This is a genomic window from Nocardia elegans NBRC 108235 (assembly GCF_001612845.1).
In the GTDB taxonomy this organism is placed as follows: Bacteria; Actinomycetota; Actinomycetes; order Mycobacteriales; family Mycobacteriaceae; genus Nocardia; species Nocardia nova.
On sequence record NZ_BDBF01000015.1, the window covers coordinates 39,901 to 55,926 of the forward strand.

20 protein-coding genes are annotated in these 16,026 nt (G+C 66.4%); 12 read left to right on the plus strand and 8 right to left on the minus strand.

Annotated features, from left to right (window positions below):
- The first annotated feature begins 137 nt into the window (after nucleotides 1–137).
- The 4 genes from NE2_RS12560 to NE2_RS12575 all read left to right on the plus strand — a co-directional run bounded on the left by NE2_RS12560 (nucleotide 138) and on the right by NE2_RS12575 (nucleotide 5,352).
- Nucleotides 138–902 carry an enoyl-CoA hydratase/isomerase family protein gene (locus NE2_RS12560; protein WP_218018599.1) on the plus strand — a complete coding sequence of 255 codons (765 nt, stop codon included), beginning with the start codon at nucleotides 138–140 and terminating at the stop codon, nucleotides 900–902.
- Between the two features lie 9 nt (nucleotides 903–911).
- Nucleotides 912–3,089 carry an acetate--CoA ligase family protein gene (locus NE2_RS12565; RefSeq protein ID WP_063026100.1) on the plus strand — a complete coding sequence of 726 codons (2,178 nt, stop codon included), beginning with the start codon at nucleotides 912–914 and terminating at the stop codon, nucleotides 3,087–3,089.
- Complete coding sequence (locus tag NE2_RS12570; RefSeq protein ID WP_063026101.1) at nucleotides 3,086–3,886, plus strand: crotonase/enoyl-CoA hydratase family protein; 801 nt, start codon at nucleotides 3,086–3,088, stop codon at nucleotides 3,884–3,886. Before NE2_RS12565 ends, NE2_RS12570 begins: the two co-directional genes overlap by 4 nt.
- A 95-nt stretch (nucleotides 3,887–3,981) precedes the next feature.
- Nucleotides 3,982–5,352: an FAD-binding oxidoreductase gene (locus NE2_RS12575; RefSeq protein WP_063026102.1), complete on the plus strand. Its 1,371-nt coding sequence runs from the start codon at nucleotides 3,982–3,984 to the stop codon at nucleotides 5,350–5,352.
- Between the two features lie 24 nt (nucleotides 5,353–5,376).
- Here NE2_RS12575 and NE2_RS12580 read toward each other — a convergent pair whose 3' ends face one another.
- Entirely contained in the window at nucleotides 5,377–6,291 is a 915-nt protein-coding gene (locus NE2_RS12580; protein ID WP_063026103.1) for a MurR/RpiR family transcriptional regulator, read from the minus strand.
- A gap of 302 nt (nucleotides 6,292–6,593) precedes the next feature.
- Nucleotides 6,594–6,893, minus strand: a complete 300-nt coding sequence (locus NE2_RS12585; protein WP_063026104.1) for a hypothetical protein — start codon at nucleotides 6,891–6,893, stop codon at nucleotides 6,594–6,596.
- A gap of 307 nt (nucleotides 6,894–7,200) precedes the next feature.
- On the opposite strand from NE2_RS12585, the gene NE2_RS12590 reads away from it, so the two are divergent.
- A complete protein-coding gene (locus NE2_RS12590; RefSeq protein ID WP_063026105.1) occupies nucleotides 7,201–7,455 on the plus strand; it encodes a nickel-binding protein in 255 nt (84 codons plus the stop codon).
- Nucleotides 7,456–7,570: 115 nt separating this feature from the next.
- On the opposite strand, the gene NE2_RS12595 is transcribed toward NE2_RS12590, so the two are convergent.
- A complete protein-coding gene (locus tag NE2_RS12595) occupies nucleotides 7,571–8,224 on the minus strand; it encodes a hypothetical protein (RefSeq protein ID WP_174553933.1) in 654 nt (217 codons plus the stop codon).
- A gap of 19 nt (nucleotides 8,225–8,243) precedes the next feature.
- Between NE2_RS12595 and NE2_RS36245 the strand changes: the two genes are divergently transcribed.
- A complete protein-coding gene (locus NE2_RS36245; RefSeq protein WP_167356733.1) occupies nucleotides 8,244–8,417 on the plus strand; it encodes a hypothetical protein in 174 nt (57 codons plus the stop codon).
- Between the two features lie 84 nt (nucleotides 8,418–8,501).
- Here the strand turns inward: NE2_RS36245 and NE2_RS12600 are convergent, their stop codons facing one another.
- The 3 genes from NE2_RS12600 to NE2_RS12610 form a co-directional block, all read right to left on the minus strand.
- Nucleotides 8,502–9,353, minus strand: a complete 852-nt coding sequence (locus NE2_RS12600) for a carbohydrate ABC transporter permease (protein ID WP_233429760.1) — start codon at nucleotides 9,351–9,353, stop codon at nucleotides 8,502–8,504.
- On the minus strand, nucleotides 9,354–10,208 hold the full coding sequence (locus NE2_RS12605; protein ID WP_063026106.1) for a carbohydrate ABC transporter permease: 855 nt from the start codon (nucleotides 10,206–10,208) through the stop codon (nucleotides 9,354–9,356).
- Between the two features lie 116 nt (nucleotides 10,209–10,324).
- The gene (locus NE2_RS12610) at nucleotides 10,325–11,683 is read right to left on the minus strand and encodes an ABC transporter substrate-binding protein (RefSeq protein WP_063026107.1); all 1,359 of its coding nucleotides are present in this window, start codon (nucleotides 11,681–11,683) and stop codon (nucleotides 10,325–10,327) included.
- Between the two features lie 217 nt (nucleotides 11,684–11,900).
- Between NE2_RS12610 and NE2_RS12615 the strand changes: the two genes are divergently transcribed.
- Complete coding sequence (locus NE2_RS12615) at nucleotides 11,901–12,284, plus strand: Rv0313 family protein (RefSeq protein WP_063026108.1); 384 nt, start codon at nucleotides 11,901–11,903, stop codon at nucleotides 12,282–12,284.
- A 51-nt stretch (nucleotides 12,285–12,335) separates the two neighbouring features.
- On the opposite strand, the gene NE2_RS12620 is transcribed toward NE2_RS12615, so the two are convergent.
- Nucleotides 12,336–12,827 carry an SRPBCC family protein gene (locus NE2_RS12620; RefSeq protein WP_063026109.1) on the minus strand — a complete coding sequence of 164 codons (492 nt, stop codon included), beginning with the start codon at nucleotides 12,825–12,827 and terminating at the stop codon, nucleotides 12,336–12,338.
- Between the two features lie 89 nt (nucleotides 12,828–12,916).
- Here NE2_RS12620 and NE2_RS12625 point away from each other — a divergent pair, with 89 nt between their 5' ends.
- The 4 genes from NE2_RS12625 to NE2_RS12640 all read left to right on the plus strand — a co-directional run bounded on the left by NE2_RS12625 (nucleotide 12,917) and on the right by NE2_RS12640 (nucleotide 15,468).
- Nucleotides 12,917–13,258 carry an ArsR/SmtB family transcription factor gene (locus NE2_RS12625; RefSeq protein ID WP_063011805.1) on the plus strand — a complete coding sequence of 114 codons (342 nt, stop codon included), beginning with the start codon at nucleotides 12,917–12,919 and terminating at the stop codon, nucleotides 13,256–13,258.
- Nucleotides 13,251–13,784, plus strand: a complete 534-nt coding sequence (locus NE2_RS12630) for an SRPBCC family protein (RefSeq protein ID WP_063026110.1) — start codon at nucleotides 13,251–13,253, stop codon at nucleotides 13,782–13,784. The genes NE2_RS12625 and NE2_RS12630 overlap by 8 nt, the downstream gene beginning before the upstream one ends.
- A gap of 142 nt (nucleotides 13,785–13,926) precedes the next feature.
- On the plus strand, nucleotides 13,927–14,523 hold the full coding sequence (locus tag NE2_RS12635) for a GNAT family N-acetyltransferase (protein ID WP_167356734.1): 597 nt from the start codon (nucleotides 13,927–13,929) through the stop codon (nucleotides 14,521–14,523).
- Between the two features lie 195 nt (nucleotides 14,524–14,718).
- Nucleotides 14,719–15,468 carry a 2-phosphosulfolactate phosphatase gene (locus tag NE2_RS12640; protein WP_063026112.1) on the plus strand — a complete coding sequence of 250 codons (750 nt, stop codon included), beginning with the start codon at nucleotides 14,719–14,721 and terminating at the stop codon, nucleotides 15,466–15,468.
- An 18-nt stretch (nucleotides 15,469–15,486) separates the two neighbouring features.
- Here NE2_RS12640 and NE2_RS12645 read toward each other — a convergent pair whose 3' ends face one another.
- Nucleotides 15,487–15,753, minus strand: a complete 267-nt coding sequence (locus NE2_RS12645; RefSeq protein ID WP_106958407.1) for a hypothetical protein — start codon at nucleotides 15,751–15,753, stop codon at nucleotides 15,487–15,489.
- Between the two features lie 63 nt (nucleotides 15,754–15,816).
- Here NE2_RS12645 and NE2_RS35665 point away from each other — a divergent pair, with 63 nt between their 5' ends.
- Nucleotides 15,817–15,957 (plus strand): Rv1535 domain-containing protein, encoded by a 141-nt coding sequence (locus NE2_RS35665; RefSeq protein WP_156511260.1) that lies wholly within the window; start codon nucleotides 15,817–15,819, stop codon nucleotides 15,955–15,957.
- Nucleotides 15,958–16,026: the final 69 nt, after the last annotated feature.

Sequence of the window (16,026 nt, forward strand, 5' to 3'; positions counted from 1 at the left end):
CGCTTGCCTCCCTTATGAAACACGCCATTCCCACGGGATGCAAGAGAAGTTGCACAGAAACTATTTTGTGCAACTATTGGTTGCAGCCGGCGCAGCCGTGCCCGAGCCGACGAAGGGACATACCGACCGTGACGACAGTGTTGACGACTCGATCCGACGATCTGATGACGCTGACCTTGAACCGCCCGGATCGACTGAACGCGGTCAGCGAGATGATGTACGAAACACTGATCGAGCAACTGACTCTTGCCGATTCGGCACCCGAGGTCCGCGCCGTCGTCATCACCGGCGCGGGACGCGCCTTCTGTGTCGGCGCCGACATGAAAGCTCACAGCTCCGGTACCCGCGACCGCTCCGACCGCGAGCGCTACCTGCTGCTGGCGCAGACGGTGTGTGAGCGGATACAGACGATGAACACCCCGGTGGTCGCCGCTGTCAACGGGTACGCGCTCGGCGCCGGCGCTGAAATCGCTGTCAGCGCAGACTTTCTCGTCGTCGCATCGGATGCTCGGATCGGCTTCCCGGAGGTCGGCCTCGGCACCTTCGTGGGCGGCGGAGTCACCCACCGGCTACCGCGGCTCGTGGGCCTGCGCCGCGCCACCGAACTGCTCTTGCTCGGTGAACGATTCAGCGGAGCGGACGCGCACGCGTGGGGTTTGGCCTATCTGGCGGTGGACAGTGGCAGCGTCGTCACAGCGGCTCAGGCGCTCGCCGCCACGTTGGCCACGAAAGCTCCGCTGTCTGTCGGCCGAATGAAACAGGCGCTGCGATGCAACGACTCTCTCGACGCGGCGCTCGAGTCCGAACCGCACCAGATTCTCGCGTTGATGGAGACGCGGGATTGGGCCGAGGGTGTCGCTGCCTTCACCGAGCGGCGTGCCCCCCGCTTCGAAGGAAAGTAGGAAAGCGCTGTGGTCCACGCACATTCCGCATCGTCCGCTGTACAGACCGTTCCCACGCGGTCGGCCCTCGCCCGCTTGTTCGATCCGCATTCGGTCGCGGTCATCGGCGCCTCGGCCGATCCCGGCAAACGCGGCTACCAGGCCGTTCGCGGACTCCAGGAGGCCGGTTACGCCTATCCGGTGTATCCGGTGAATCCTCGCGGCGGCCGCCTCCTCGGTCTCGAGGTCGCTTCATCGATCGCACAGCTTCCCTATGGCGTCGACGTAGCCCTCATCGCCCTGCCCGCCGCTGCCGTTCCCGACGCGCTGCGGCATTGCGCGGCGGTGGGGATTCCCGCGGCGGTGGTGTTGGCCAACGGATTCGAGGAGACCGGTGCGGCGGGCGCGCAGGCGCAGACCGCATTGGCTCGAGCGATCGCCGCGACCGGCATCCGCGTCGTCGGACCCAACACGTCAGGCCTTCTCAACCTCGCCACGGGCGCGAATCTCGTTGGTGTACAGAACGTTCCGCCTGGCGCCATCAGCGTGATCACACAGAGCGGGAATATGCTGCTGTCGCTGGTCAACGACCTTCGGGCACTGCGGGGCACCGGAATCCACGCCTATGTCGGACTCGGCAACCAGGTCGATGTGAGCTACGACGAATGCCTCGCCGAACTCGCGCGTCATCCCGAAACGGGGGTGATCGCCATCCATATCGAAGGATTCACCGACGGGCGTGTGTTCCTCCGGTCCGCGGCGCGGGCGATCCGCGACACTCCGGTGGTAGTCCTGCGCGGCGGACGGTCGCAGGCCGGTCGGGCCACCGCGCGTTCACACACCGCGTCCGTGGCCGGATCCGACGCTGTCGCCGCCGCCGTGCTGCGCCAAGCGGGCGTGGAATCGGCCGACCGATCCGACGAACTCGCTGTGCTCGCCAATGCCCTGGCCTCCACCCGTCCGATGACCAACGGACGCGGCGTCGTGGTGCTGTCGGACGGCGGTGGACACGCCGCGCTGGCCGCCGACGCGCTGGCCGCCGCCGGTGTCGAACTCGCTGCCCTCGCCGACGACACCCGCGACGCACTGCGGCAACTCCTCGGCCCCGCAGCGGCGGTGTTCAATCCCGTCGATGTCGCGGGTGCCACGGATACCGATCCCGGTATTTTCGCCGACGCGGTCGAGATCCTGACCGGTGATCCAGCGGTGGGGCTGGTGCTGATCGTCGGGATGTACGGGGGCTACCACCTGCGCTTCGATGCCGCACTGGCCGAGCAGGAGGCCGCCGCCACTGCGCGACTGCTGGAATGTACTGCCGCACAGAAGGTTCCGCTGGTCGTGCACAGCTGCTACGCCGGTGAGCGGAATGTTCACCACGACCTGATGCGCGCCCGAGGGGTATCGGTGACCAGTTCCCTCGACCACGCGGCCCGTATCGTCGCAGCCCTGCAACGACGCGGCAGAATCCTGGCCACCGCGGCCCAGCGGTCGTCGTTCGCCCTGCCTCATCCTGCACCGCGGCTGGTCTCGGATCGGCCGGTGCTCGACGAACCCGCCGCCAGAACCTTTCTCAGCCAGCAGGGCATCGATGTCGGCGAATGGACCGTGGCACCGACGATCGCCGACGTCGTCGTCGCCGTCCGGGAATACCGGCGGCCGTGCGCGTTGCGGATCGTATCGCCGGATGTGGTGCACAAATCCGATGTCGGTGGTGTGCGGTTGCATGTGGCGGCCGCGGACGCCGAGGCGACCGCAACGGCCATGATCAGGTCGGTGACCTCCGGCGTGCCCGGTGCGCGGATCGACGGGATCATCGTCACTCCGATGGCCGAGCCGGGCGTCGAGTTGCTCGTCGGCGCGATGCGTGATCCGGTCTTCGGACCTGTCGTCGCCTTCGGCAGCGGCGGGGTACTGGTCGAAGCACGGGACGACGTCACCTTCCGCGCCGCGCCGCTCACCGACGTCGAAGCCCGAGAGATGATCGAGGAAACCAGGGCGTCACGTCTACTCGATGGCCACCGCCACCTGGAAGCGATCGATCGGAAACAGCTGACGCGCTTGCTGGTTCGCGTCGGCGCGATCGTCGCGGCGCACCCGGAGATCGCCGAACTCGACCTCAACCCTGTGATCGCCTCCGGCACTGCGATCCTTCCGGTCGATGTTCGCATCATTCTGTCCGACAACGACACAGAGGAGGCCGGACGGTGAGTGGACCGGTGCGGATCGACCGCCGCGGTGACGTGGTGGTGTGGACTCTCGACAACCCGGCCACACGCAACGCGATCTCCGACCCCGAAACCATCACGGCACTGGAGGACGCCATCGCCGAGGCCGACCATGACCTCGGCGTGCGCGTCGCCATTCTCACCGCGGCCGGCCCAGCGTTCTCTTCGGGAGGCAACATCAAGGACATGCGCGACCGGACGGGAATGTTCGGCGGCAGTCCGGCGGAGCTGTATCGCAATTACCGGCACGGCATTCAGCGCATTCCGAAAGCACTGTATTACTGCGAAGTTCCGACAATCGCGGCGGTGAACGGGCCTGCCGTGGGCGCGGGCTGCGACGTGGCGATGATGTGCGACATTCGGATCGCATCCACCACCGCGACCTTCGCGGAAAGCTTCGTGCGAGTCGGCATCGTCCCCGGTGACGGCGGGGCATGGCTGCTTTCCCGCGCGATCGGCCCGGCCCGCGCCGCGGAGATGGCTTACACCGGCGAGCCGGTCGACGCGGCCACCGCGCTCGAGTGGGGCCTGATCTCCGCGGTTGTCGAGCCAGAGCTGCTTCTCGAATCGGCACACACCCTCGCGACGCGAATCGCGAGGCAACCGCCGCATGCGCTGCGGATGACCAAACGCCTGTTGCGTTCGGCTGAAAACCACAGTCTGGACGGTATTTTGGATCTCTCCGCAGCGATGCAGGCCGCAGCCCACCACACCGCCGACCACGCCGAGGCCGTCGCGGCGATGCTGTCCCGCCGAGAACCGCGGTTCACCGGGACGTAGTCGGCGATCCGTGAAATGTGTTGTTGCCGTTGCCTTCGGTGAACGCCTCAGCAGAGGTAAATGGCTCAGCGGACGCGAGTAGGAGAATCGACGGGGTGCGAACCCTGGAACTGGTGGACGAGTTGGCGGCGATCGTCGGTCGAGCCCATGTGCTCACCGATCCGGACGTCGTTGCCGGACACGTAGTCGACTGGACCGGCCATTGGGTAGGGAGCACCTGCGCCGTGGTCCGCCCCGCCGACACCGCGGAGACCTCCGCGGTCCTGGCGGCCTGCCACCGAGCCGGGGTCGCCGTCGTTCCGCAGGGCGGAAACACCGGCTTGGTCGGCGGGTCCGTTCCGATGCGGGGCGAGTTGGTGCTCAGCACCGCTCGTCTCGACGAGATCGAGCGCGTGGACCCGATCGGCCGCACCATCGCCGCAGGTGCCGGCGTGACCGTCGCCCGAGCCCAGCAGGCCGCGCGCGCCCACGCTCTCGACCTGGGAGTCGATCTGGCCTCTCGGGATTCGGCGACGCTCGGCGGGATCGTCGCCACGAATGCCGGCGGCATCCGCATGGTCAAGAACGGCAACACCCGTCATCAGGTGCTCGGACTCGAAGCGGTGCTGGCCGACGGCCGAACAGTCAGTCGCTGGAAGGAATTGACCAAGGACAACGTCGGATACGACCTGCCCGGGCTGCTCGCCGGCTCGGAGGGCACGCTGGCGGTGATCACCCGCGTACTCATGCGGCTGGTCGTTCCGCCGCGGGAAACGCACGTTGCACTCATCGGCGTCGGCACCGTCGGCGGCGCATTGCGCCTGATAGCCGAAATACAGCGTGCCGGAATCACATTGGAGGCCGCGGAACTGATGACGCGGGCCGGTATCCATGTGGTCCGCACGCACTGCGCGCTTCGACCACCGCTCGCTGCCGACCCCGCGTTCTACCTGCTGGTCGAGGTGTCGGGCGGGCCGGAAATCCAGGCAGCGCTGTTCGACGTGCTGGAAGCCGCCGGACCGAATGTGCTCGACGCGGCCGTGGAGCAGGGGCCCGCGCATCGGCTCTGGCAGTACCGGGAAGGCCACACCGAAGCGGTGAGCGCCGAATCATCCACTCCGCCAGTGAAACTCGATCTATCCACCCCGGTGCGGGAAATCGAGCCGTTCCTCTCAGCGCTCGGCGAGGATCTCGCCGAATCGGCTCCCGCTGTGCGCGCGATCTGTTTCGGCCACCTGGGCGACGGCAACATCCACGTGAATCTTCTCGATGTCGCCGGCGACGACCGCGATGCGGTGACCGACACGGTGCTGCGGCGGGTGGCCCTCCACGACGGCAGCATCAGTGCCGAGCACGGAATCGGGCGGGCGAAAGCTCGATGGATCGGGCTCGGTCGCAGCGACGTCGATCTCGACATCATGCGGTCCATCCGAGCTGCCCTGGATCCGGCACGACTGCTCAACCCGCACATTCTTCCCGCGAAATGATCTTCATTCCTGCCGAGAAGTTGCTCAGTGGCGAGCAGACGTGGTCCCACTGCTGTAGATACCGAAACTGCTCAGCAGGTTCTCTTCCTCCAGCAGGGTCGATCGGACGCTGTGACCGAGGGTTTGGGCGACACCGGCGGCCAACGCCTGTGCCAAGGCGGTGAACGCGGTCATCGACCGGAGAACCGAGGCACTGGACGCATCGACCAGAAAACAATCGTGGGCGGTCGTCGCCAGCGGAGACCCGCCGTTGTCGGTCAGCGCCACCACGTGCGCACCGCGGTCGCGTGCCCACTGCGCGGCGCGCACGGTATCGGTGCTGTAGCGATGAATGGATACCGCGACGAAACAGTCGCCCGCACGCACTCGGCGCAGTTCGTCGGTGAGCGAGCCGGCCGCACCGTTGATGGTGTGCACATCCTCGCGCAGCATGCCGAGCAGATATCCGAGCAAGTAGGCCGGGGCATGAGATTTCCGCAGACCCAGCACGTGGACGTGGGCATCGCGTGCCAGGTGGTCGACCACGCGGTGCCAGGTCGGCTCCTCGATACGAGCGAAGGTGCGCGCGATGTTCGCCTGGTCCAGCGCTGCGGCCTGTTCGAGTACTCCGCTGCCGACGTTTCCGAGCTGCTCCATGCTGTCGAAGCGGCGCAGCAGTTGCGCCTGCTCCTGCAGATGTTCACGACACAGACGGATCAGCCCCGGGTAGCCCTGCAAGCCCAGGCCATTGGCGAACCGAACGACGGTCGCCTGGTTCACCCCGACCGCGGAGGCGAGCTCCGAGACGGTCATGAACGCGACGGTCTCGGGATCCGACATCACGCGCTCGGCGAGCTTGCGATGCGAGGGCGACATCGAATCGAGACGGCGGCGCAGTTCGGCCAGAAGTTCGTCGAAGCTCGCAGGGCCCGACGTCGACTGCTCACTTGTGGCGGCCATGGTCGCTCCATTCTCCGAACTGTCCGGAGGGTCGGCGGATCCGGACACCTGAACTCTAATGGGCCGCGGTGCCCGACGAGCTACGCGGCGAATCAGATTCGGACGCCCACTCGGCGACCTGCTCGGCCGACAGTGAACCCAGTGTTCGAAGTTCCCCTGCTACGGCAACCCGGTACGGAGATCGAAGCGATCGAAAGTGGCGAATCTGCAGCTATCGATCGCCATTCGAGGCCGACTGCGGTCGCACCACCAAGGCGGGCTCCGCCGGCCGGCTGGAGCGAAAGAGGTTCTGCCGACGGGGATCAGGAGGCCGGCTTGGACTGGGAGAGGTCCTTGATACCGGTGATCGCCGTGATGATGTTGTCGATGGTGGAGGTGCCGCCCTCGAGGGCCGAGCTGCCGGAGTCGAGCATGGCCGAGCCCGACGACAATCCTGCGGAACCGGAGGATGAACCGCTGTCCGCCGAGCCCGTGCTCAGCTGCGCGGGGGCGGTAGTTCCCGAGTCGGCCGAGGGTGCGGCCGCAGCGGCCATGGCGACCGGGCCGAGGAACAGCGCGGCGGCGGAGAGGGTGGCGGCAGCAAAGATCTTGCGAGAGACCATGTACGGGGAGTTCCTTCCACAGATGGATAACGATGCCATCACGGCGCGTAACCCAAATATATGAAGGTGAAATGTGTAAATCCACTTTCGTTACTGTGTGAATGGTCACGGTTAACAGCTGGCGAACTGCGCATTTCGTGCAGGTCTCAGAATTGATCTTGCATTCTTTCCGATGATTACATGATCAATTTTCCGGACTTCCGGTCGATGCCTCGAATCGCGGTCCGCGGGCTGTCGGAGGGATCACGTGCGGCGTAATCTACGTCACATCGCCACTCGGCGTCGCCCACTCGACCAAGGAGTCCTGATGGTCCTCTTCATCGACGTGCACGAACATCTGCCCGAAGGCACGACGGTGCGGGACGTCGCCGCCGCTCATGCCGCCGACGTGGCGATCCAGGGAGATTACGGCGTGACGTACGAGCGCTACTGGGTCGACGAAGCGAGCCACACGGCGTTCTGCCTGGTCGATGCCCCGGATGCGGACACCGCGATCACCGTGCACCGCGAGGCGCACGGGCTCGTGCCCGACCGGATCTATCCGGTGGTCGAGGGCGACTGATCGTTTCCGCCGGAACGTCCACGCCCCGGCTCGATCGGCCCGCGGCGTCCGAACGAGTGCGGCTGGGATCGCCCGCGTCCTTCTGCCGACGCCCGGTACTCCGGATATCGGTGCGTCAGCGCCCGAAAACGTTCACTTCGATCTCACCGCCGAGGCGATAACCCTCGGACAGATGCAGATTGTCGCCGCTCCAAAATCTGCCCGGGTCGTACCAATTCGGACGCTTCTCCGGCAGCAATCCCATCGCTTGGTAGGTCAGGGCGACGATTTCCGCGCAGTAGGCGTTTTCCAGGCCTGCCTCGGTTTCGCGGTGCTTCGAACGCTTCGGTCGCGGTATCCGGCCCCGGAACCACCGGCCGGCCAGCGCACTGGTCGAGGGGAACGGCATGCCGTCCAACCGTGCGACCGTCCGCAGGGCCGCATCCTCCATCTCGGGTGTCACAGGGCGATCCAGCTGGCGCAGCCAGGCTTGCTGCCCGTAATCATTGGTCCAGCGCAGGACCGCGGCCTGCAGGTCGTGCAGCTGGGCGCCGCGATGGTGGTTGCCGGACCAGACATCCGGCAGCGCCCGGCCGAGTTCGGCATGCCAGATCAGGGCGGGCAGGTCGTCGACGACCACCGCCATGCCGACATGGTTGACCGGGCTGTTGGTCAGGCCCCGGATCGCGCGATCGGCGCCGGAATGTCCACGGAACAACCACAAGTCGCCCGTCCGCGTGAGTTCGACCGCTTCATCCAAACCGATACTCGAGGGCGCTTCGCGTGGCACAGCGACTAGCCTAGGCCGTATGCGGTGGTGGAAAGTACTCGGCTTGGCAGGAGCCGCGGGTGTCGCGGCGACCGGAGTGGTCATCGTGCGCTCCGAGCGCAAGCGCCGGGCCTACACCCCGGACCAGGTCCGGGAGCGCCTGCACGCTCGCCTCGGCGACCAAGCCGAGCCCATCGGCGACGGCGAGGACTGATCCCGGACGGGAAGCGTTCACCCGCAACAGTTTCCATTCCGTGGGCGCGCAGTGGTGAGCGAAATGTTCTTGTCGGCGACCAGGTCACCGCCCACCCAGTCCCGACATCGCAATCCCTCGCACGAACGACTTCTGCGCGAACGCGTAGATCACCAGCATCGGCGCCACCATCAGGATGGAGGTCGCCATGAGGATCGGCCAGTTGGTTTCGTACTGGCCCTGCAGGCGCACCAATCCCAGTGTGAGCGTGGAGATCTCGTCGCGCTGGATCATCACCAGCGGCCACAGGAAGTCGTTCCACACCGTCACCCAGGTGAGGACCGCGAGCACCATCACCGCCGGGCGGGCGTGGGGGAGCAGAACGCGCCAGTAGGTCTGCCAGACCGAGCAACCGTCGAGGATGGCGGCTTCCTCCAGTTCGACCGGCAGGGTGATGAAGAACTGGCGCATGAGGTAGGTGCCGAAGGCGCTGCCGAACAGGCCCGGCACGATCATGGCCAGGGGGCTGTCCACCCAGCCGAAGGTGCGCATGAGGATGAACTGGGGGATGACGGTGACGGTCGCCGGGACCATCAGGGTGGCGAGGTAGGCGACGAACAGGACGTCGCGGCCCTTGAACGGCAAGCGGGCGAAGGCATATCCGGCCAGCGAGCAGAAGAACACCTGGCCCGCGGTGACACACCCGGCGTAGAGCACGGTGTTGAAGAAGATCCGCCCGAACGGCATCAGGTCGAAGATGTCGCGGTAGTTCGACCACGCCGGGTGGGCCGGGAGGATGCTGGTGTCCGAGATGTTGCCCTGCTTTTTCAGCGAACTCGACAACGCCCACAGCAGCGGGAACAGCGCGCACCATGCCATCGCGACGAGCGCCAGGTACAGCAGTATCCCGCGCCCGGTACGGCGGACAGCGGCACGATTCGCGGTCGCGGTCGCCACCTAGGCCTCGCTTTCGTAGGCATTGCCGCGGGTGAAGCGCAATTGGAGCAGTGTCGATGCCAGCAGGATCGCGAAGATCACCCAGGCGAGGGCACAGGCGTAGCCGATGTCGTCGAAGGAGAAAGCGTTCTGATACAGCATGATTCCGAGCACGTACGTGCCGGTTTCGGGACCGCCCTTGCCGCCGGTGAGGACGTAGGCCTGATCGAACACCTGGAACGAGTTGATGACCGTGATGACGAACGCGAACGCCAGCGCTGGCCGGATCAGCGGCACGGTGATCGAGCCGAACCGGCGCACCGCGCCAGCGCCGTCGATACGGGCGGCCTCGTAGATGTCGGCCGGTATGCCCTGCATGGCGGCGAGCAGGACGACGGTGACGAAGGGGACGCTCTTCCACACACTGACCAGGCACAGCGAGACCATCGACCACCCGGGGTCGGTGAGCCACGGGACCGGACCGATGCCGATCCAGCCGAGCGCGGTGTTGAGCACGCCGTAGTCGGTGCTGAAGGTGAGCCGCCACACCACGGCCATCGCCACGGTCGAGGCGACCAGCGGCATGAACATGATGCTGCGAAAGATGCCGATACCCCTCAGTTTTCGATTCAGAGCCGCCGCGACGGCGAGACCGATGGCGATGGTCGGGATCAGCGTCCCGACGGTGAAGATCACCGTGTTGCGCAAGGCCACCCAGAACAGCGGGTCGTGTGCGAAGAGCCGGCGGAAGTTGCCGATACCGATGAACTTCGGCGAACCGAACAGATCCCAGCTGTGCAGGCTCAGATACAGCGTGAACACCAAGGGGAAGGCCATGAACACCGCGACCGCGATCAGGTTGGGGGCGATGAACATTCGGCCCGCGGCGGCCCTGCGCCGGCTCAGCGCTGAGCGATGGTCACTCGCTGTGCCCGGTGAGGTGCGGGACACCTGCACCCGGTCGGCACAGCGAACCGCTGTGCGATTGTCGCTCACTGCGCCTCCAGGAGGTCGTTGATCTGTCCGGCGAGGCCGTGCTTGAACCACTCCGCGGAGGCGGCGCCGCGGAACACGTGGTCGTATCCCTGCTGGATCACCGCGTCGACGCGTGGCCATGCGGGTGTGACCGGCAGGTTGTTGGCGTAGTCGCCGCCGCGGAACACCTCGAGGTTGTGCACCTTCGTATGTGCCTGCGCGAACCCGTCGGAGCCGAGCGCCGATTTCAACGCCGGAACGAACAGTCCCGATTTCGCGATGACCGCCTGACCGACCGGCCCGGTGGCGAATTTGACGAATTCCCAGGCCTGCTCCTTGCGTGGGCTGTCTGCGGCGATGGACAGGCCGGTGGTGCCGATATCGGACCGCGCGGCGGTACCGCGCGGGCCGACCGGTAGCACCGTGACGTCGAAATCGAGGTCTTCCTGGCCGGCGTAGGTGCTGTACATCCAGTGCCCGGACAACGCCATCGCGGCTTTGCCCTGGGCGAACATGTCCGACGACGACAGCGATTGCTGGAATTCGATTGTCGGCATCACCCGGTGCCGGGTGGACAGATCGGTGTAGAACTGGACGCCCTCGATGAAGGCGTCGTTGTCGATGTTGGTGTGGGTCGGGTCGACGGACGGGGTGAACCATTCGATGCCGTTGTTCATCCCGAAGCAACTGGCGGAGTAGTAGACGGTCCAGGGATCCACGAACCCCCATTGGATGACGTCGCCGGAGTTGTCGCGTGTGGTCAGCGCCTGGGCGGCGCCGAGGAATTCGTCGAAGCTCCAGGCATCCTCCCAGCGTGCGGGCGGAGGTGCGAGTTTGGCGTCGGCGAAGAGTTTGCGGTTGTAGTACAGGAAGATTCCGGCCCACTGCTCGGGCAGCGCACGCTGCGCGTTCTTGTAGCGGAACGTGTTGTACAGGGGCATCGAGCTGTCCTTCTTCAGCTCGGCCGCGTACGCCGGGTCCTTGTCCAGAATCGTGTCGAGGTTTTCGAAGATGCCGCGTTCGGCGAGGAAGGAATAGGACAGATCCCACGACATCAGCACGTCCGGGCATTTGCCGCCCGCGCAGTAGGTCAGGATCTGAGTCTGTGGATCAGGGCCGGACATCTGAGTCCGGATCTTGATGTCCGGGTGCAGCTTGCGAAACTCGTCGATGATCTCGAGCCGGACCTTCGCCTCGTCGGGTTTGGCCTGGAAGAAGAAGGTGAGCGCATCGTCGTCGTTGTCACCGCAACCGGCTATCGAGGACGCGGCCGCCGCCGCCCCGGCCGCCGCCGTACCCCGCAAGAGCGTGCGCCGGTCGAACCTTCGAGTCGATGCCACCCGCGCCCCCGTTCGGCTGCAACAAGCGAACTTCATTGCAGAAGAACGTAATACCGCAGGGGCTGATTCGTCTGGAAAATACGCACGAGACCGGCCGGACGTACGCTCCTGCTCGTGACCGGGCCGGGGCAGCCCGCGGACATGCGGGCAGATTCTCGGCAATCCCGGCTGGGCAAACTCTGATCAACCCCCTCGATGCCCACGCGCGGCATACTGGAGTCATAGCGCCGACGTCGTCCTCGGGAGGATCGAGATGGCAAACAACGGGCCTTTCGGGATCGATCCGGAAGAATTCGAGCGCGCTCTGCGCGAGGCGGAAGTCGAGTTTCGCGACCTGCTCGGTAAGGCCGCCGGATACCTCGACCGCAGCACCGTCAATTCGCTGACGTCGCTGTTCGGCCAGTTCGTTCAGCCGGATCGCGCGCGAACGCCGGAACCGGACGACGCGACGACCGGGGAGACCGGCAGCGGGGTGTGGGCCGTCTACAGCGTCGACGACGCCGGTGAGGCCCGGGTCGAGCAGGTCTTTCCGACCGAACTCGAGGCCTTACGCGCACATCGCGACAACACCGACGAACGCCGTAAGGTGCGATTCCTGCCCTACGGCGTCCCTGCCGGCGTGCTCGACCAGACCTGAGGGCGCAACGGCCGGCCGCGACCTTCCCGGTTGGCCGTCTCAGCGGTCTCCTCAGTGCGGCGTCGCCGCCGCATTCTCGACCGCCAGGGCGAGAGCCTGCGGGTCCTCGTCGGGTTGACCGGTGCCGGTGGTGATCAGGTCGTGCAGGCTCCGGTCGATGTAGAACGACCAGCCCTTTCGGCAGGCGTCGAAGCATTCGAACGCCGGGGTGAGGCCGACGTGGGTGAAGCGGAGTTCGGTGGTGTCGGCGCGGCGGGTGATCTCGAAACGGATTTCGGTGTCGTTCCATTCGGTCTGGTCGTCGACCAGGGTGAGCCGGGCGTCCAGGACCCGCCAGACGACGCGGTCGTGCGGGACGACCTCGGTGACTTCGATGGTGGCGCGATGTACGCCTGGAACCTCGTAAGTGAAGACGTCTCCGGGCTTTTCGCTGTGTCCGGTGAGAGATTTCGACCACCAGCCGCGCACGTCGAGCACGGCGTCGAAGGCGGTTTCGGGGGTCCGGTCGACGGCGAAGGTCGTCGTCAAGTTCTGCTCGGTCATGGGTTGCTCCCTGAAGGGGTGGGTGAATCGGCCGCGATATTCAACCGATGGGTTGACAGTAGGTGCGGGAAGACGGAATAGTCAACCATGTGGTTGAGAATTCTTCGGAGCGGCTCGACGTGGTGTTCCACGCGCTGTCGGACTCCACGCGCCGCTCGATGCTGCGCACTCTGGCGCGGCGCCAATGCAGCGTCGGGGAGCTGGCTGCCCCGTTCGATATCTCGCTCGCGGCCGCGTCCAAGCACATCAAGGTGCTCGAGCGCGCCGGGCTGGTGCGACGCAGCGTGCACGGGCGCACACATCTGTGCCGGCTCGATCCGCACCCGTTGCGAGAGTGCGCCGAATGGGTGAACTTCTACGAGCGGTTCTGGAATCAGAGCCTAGATGCTTTGGAAGCCGCACTGCTACAGGAGGATTCGCGAGATGAGTGACTACGGGGAGGTCGTCGAACCGGGCACGGTCCGCATCGAACGACTACTGCCCGGGCCGATCGAACGGGTCTGGGCGTATCTGACCGATATCGACAAGCGTGCGACCTGGCTGGCCGGCGGGCTGCTCGAACAGGTCACCGGCGGCCGGGTCGAACACATCTTCCGGATTCACGAGCTCACCGGCGAAGGCGATCCCGCCGCGGTGGCCGACCGCAGGCACGGCGAGGTGCTCGAATGGGATCCTCCGCATCTGCTGCGCCACACCTGGAGCAGTGGCGGCGGCCTCGCCGACTCGGAGGTGACCTTCGCGCTCGAGCGGGTCGCCGACAAGGTCCGTTTGACGGTCACCCACCGCCGGCTCCCGACCCGCGGCGAGACCCTCGATATCGCCGCCGGCTGGCACACCCATCTGGACATCCTGCACGCCAGGCTCGCGGCGTCTCCACCGGATCCGTTCTGGCCGAAGTTCGATTCCCTTCGCGCGCAATACGAATCGCTGCTTCCGGATTCGTCGAATGACCGCTGATCTGGGCAACCGCAGGTGCCGCGAGGCCGTAACCACCTTTGTCGCAACGCATCTGGTGCGAGCGAACCGGTCGAGCGATGGCACGCCGTCGAGCTGGTTCCACACCGGTGCGCCCAGCGAGGAACTGAACGGAGTCCTCAGAGTGGGCGCTGCGATCCCGCACGAGATCGAGCAGTTGCGCACACTGTTCGACGGCGTACCGGCATGCTGGCATTTCTGGCCGGACGTCGATTCGCCGGAGATTCCGGAGCTCCTGCGGCAGCGGGGACTCGAGTTGTTCGAAACCGAGCCGCTGATGATGCTCGCCGATCCCGACCGAGCCGCCTACCGGGAACGCGGACGACCGGAGCCGATCGAGGACGTGACCGGCGACGCCGGCCTCGCGGAGTGGGCACGACTCTGGTCGGGCGCGACCGATGTCGACGATCTCGTGACCGGCCTGCGTCAGGGGATGGATCGGAGGTCCACTCGCTACCTGCTCTGGCGTGACGGCGGCGAGGTGCTCGGCTGTGCCGCCGTCGTCACCTGCGCCGCGGGCGCATCGCTCGAGCACATCGTGACCCGAGCCGATCATCGCGGAGAAGGCATCGGGACCGCGCTCACGCGGTATGCGCTGGCACTGGCACTGGCCCTGGAAGCGGGTGCGTGCCGGGTCGTGCTCACCGCATCACCGGACGGCGAAGGAATCTATCGACGCCTGGGCTTCGTCACCGTCGGGCATGTCGAGCGCTATGCATGATCGGCCGCCGCCGTGAGGCGACTATCGCTCTCTCGGTGTCGAACTGCGGGCCCGCGGCGAGGCATATCTGGTCGCGGCATTCCCCGCCGTGTTCACCGCGGAGTCGGCGCAAACCGTATGTGCTCGAGCACGACTCGACGCTGCTCACCCGCCAGGTGGCTCGCGGACGCGCCGAGTCGAGTGCACTATCGGTGAGTGAACGCGGGCATCTTCCGGCAGCAGGGCTATCGCATTCGTCTCGAGTGGGGCCGCGACGGTGTCGAGCAGCTCGGTCCGGAGTGCGGGGCGTTGATCATCGTCGATGTCCTCTCCTTCTCGACAGCGGTCGATATCGCGGTATCGCGGGGCGGGCGGGTGTTGCCGTTACCGCTGTGGCACGCCGATCCCCGGGCTGCCGTCGAGGCCGAGCGGGCCGGCGCCGTGCTCGCTGCTGCCAAACACGAGAGTGGGTGGTCGCTGAGTCCCTCGTCCCTGCTCGACCTTCCGGCGGGCACGTTGCTGGCGCTGCCGTCGCCGAACGGCGCCACGCTGTCGGCCCGCGCCGCGGGATTCGATCTCACCGTCTTTGCCGGATCGATCCGCAATGCCGATGCGGTGGCGAAGGCCGCGATCGCCGCTGCCGGTGATCGACCTGTCGGGATCGTTGCGGCGGGCGAGCGGTGGGGCGTCGTGGACGGGCCGCTGCGTCCGAGTCTCGAGGATCACCTGGGGGCGGGCGCGATCGCCACCGCACTCCTCGCACACGATGCCCACGGCTCGCCGGAGGCCCGGCTCGCGGCCGTAGGTTTCCGCGCCGTGGCAGGTGAATTGCCCGGGCTCCTGGCCGAGGCGATCTCCGGCCGGGAACTGACCGGCATCGGGCTGGTGCACGACGTACGGCTCGCGGCGCAGTGGAACAGCAGTACGGCCGCGCCCGTGCTCGTCGGCGGAATCTACGGCGGGTAGGCGCGTTTGAGGTGGGAATCAGGCGTCTTCGAGGGCCTCGCCGATTTCGTGGGCCACGCGGTTGTGCTGGTTTTCCGCGAGCCAGTGCCCGCCGGCCAGCACCAGGGCGACGGGCCATTCGATGATTTCCGCGGCGGCCAGGGCGCCTAGTGCGCCGTAGTAGGCCAGTTGTTCGGGGCGGGGGATCGGTACTCGGCCGAGCAGGGGGAGTTCCACCGCGAAACTGTGCGCGGCCATGACCTTGTCGACGGCGTTCCGGTGGCTGGTGTGCGATTTGTCGGCCATACGTTGCCTTCCGGTCATGCGATATTCGGGGTCTCGACGCTTGGGTTCGTCACAGTGGCCGTCGTGAGGACAGCTGATGTAGGTGGCGGCCAGGATCCGTTGACGGGCGCGCTGACGCAGGTGCTGACCGTTCCCCTGCGTGAGTTGTACGCGGCGTTGTGGCGCCTGGGAGTCATCGACGTCGTCGGCGAATCATCGCGCTGACCGTCCCCACGCTACGCCGCGAGACGAGGCCGACGACGGCACGTACGACGGCCGCCGACGCGCAACGAG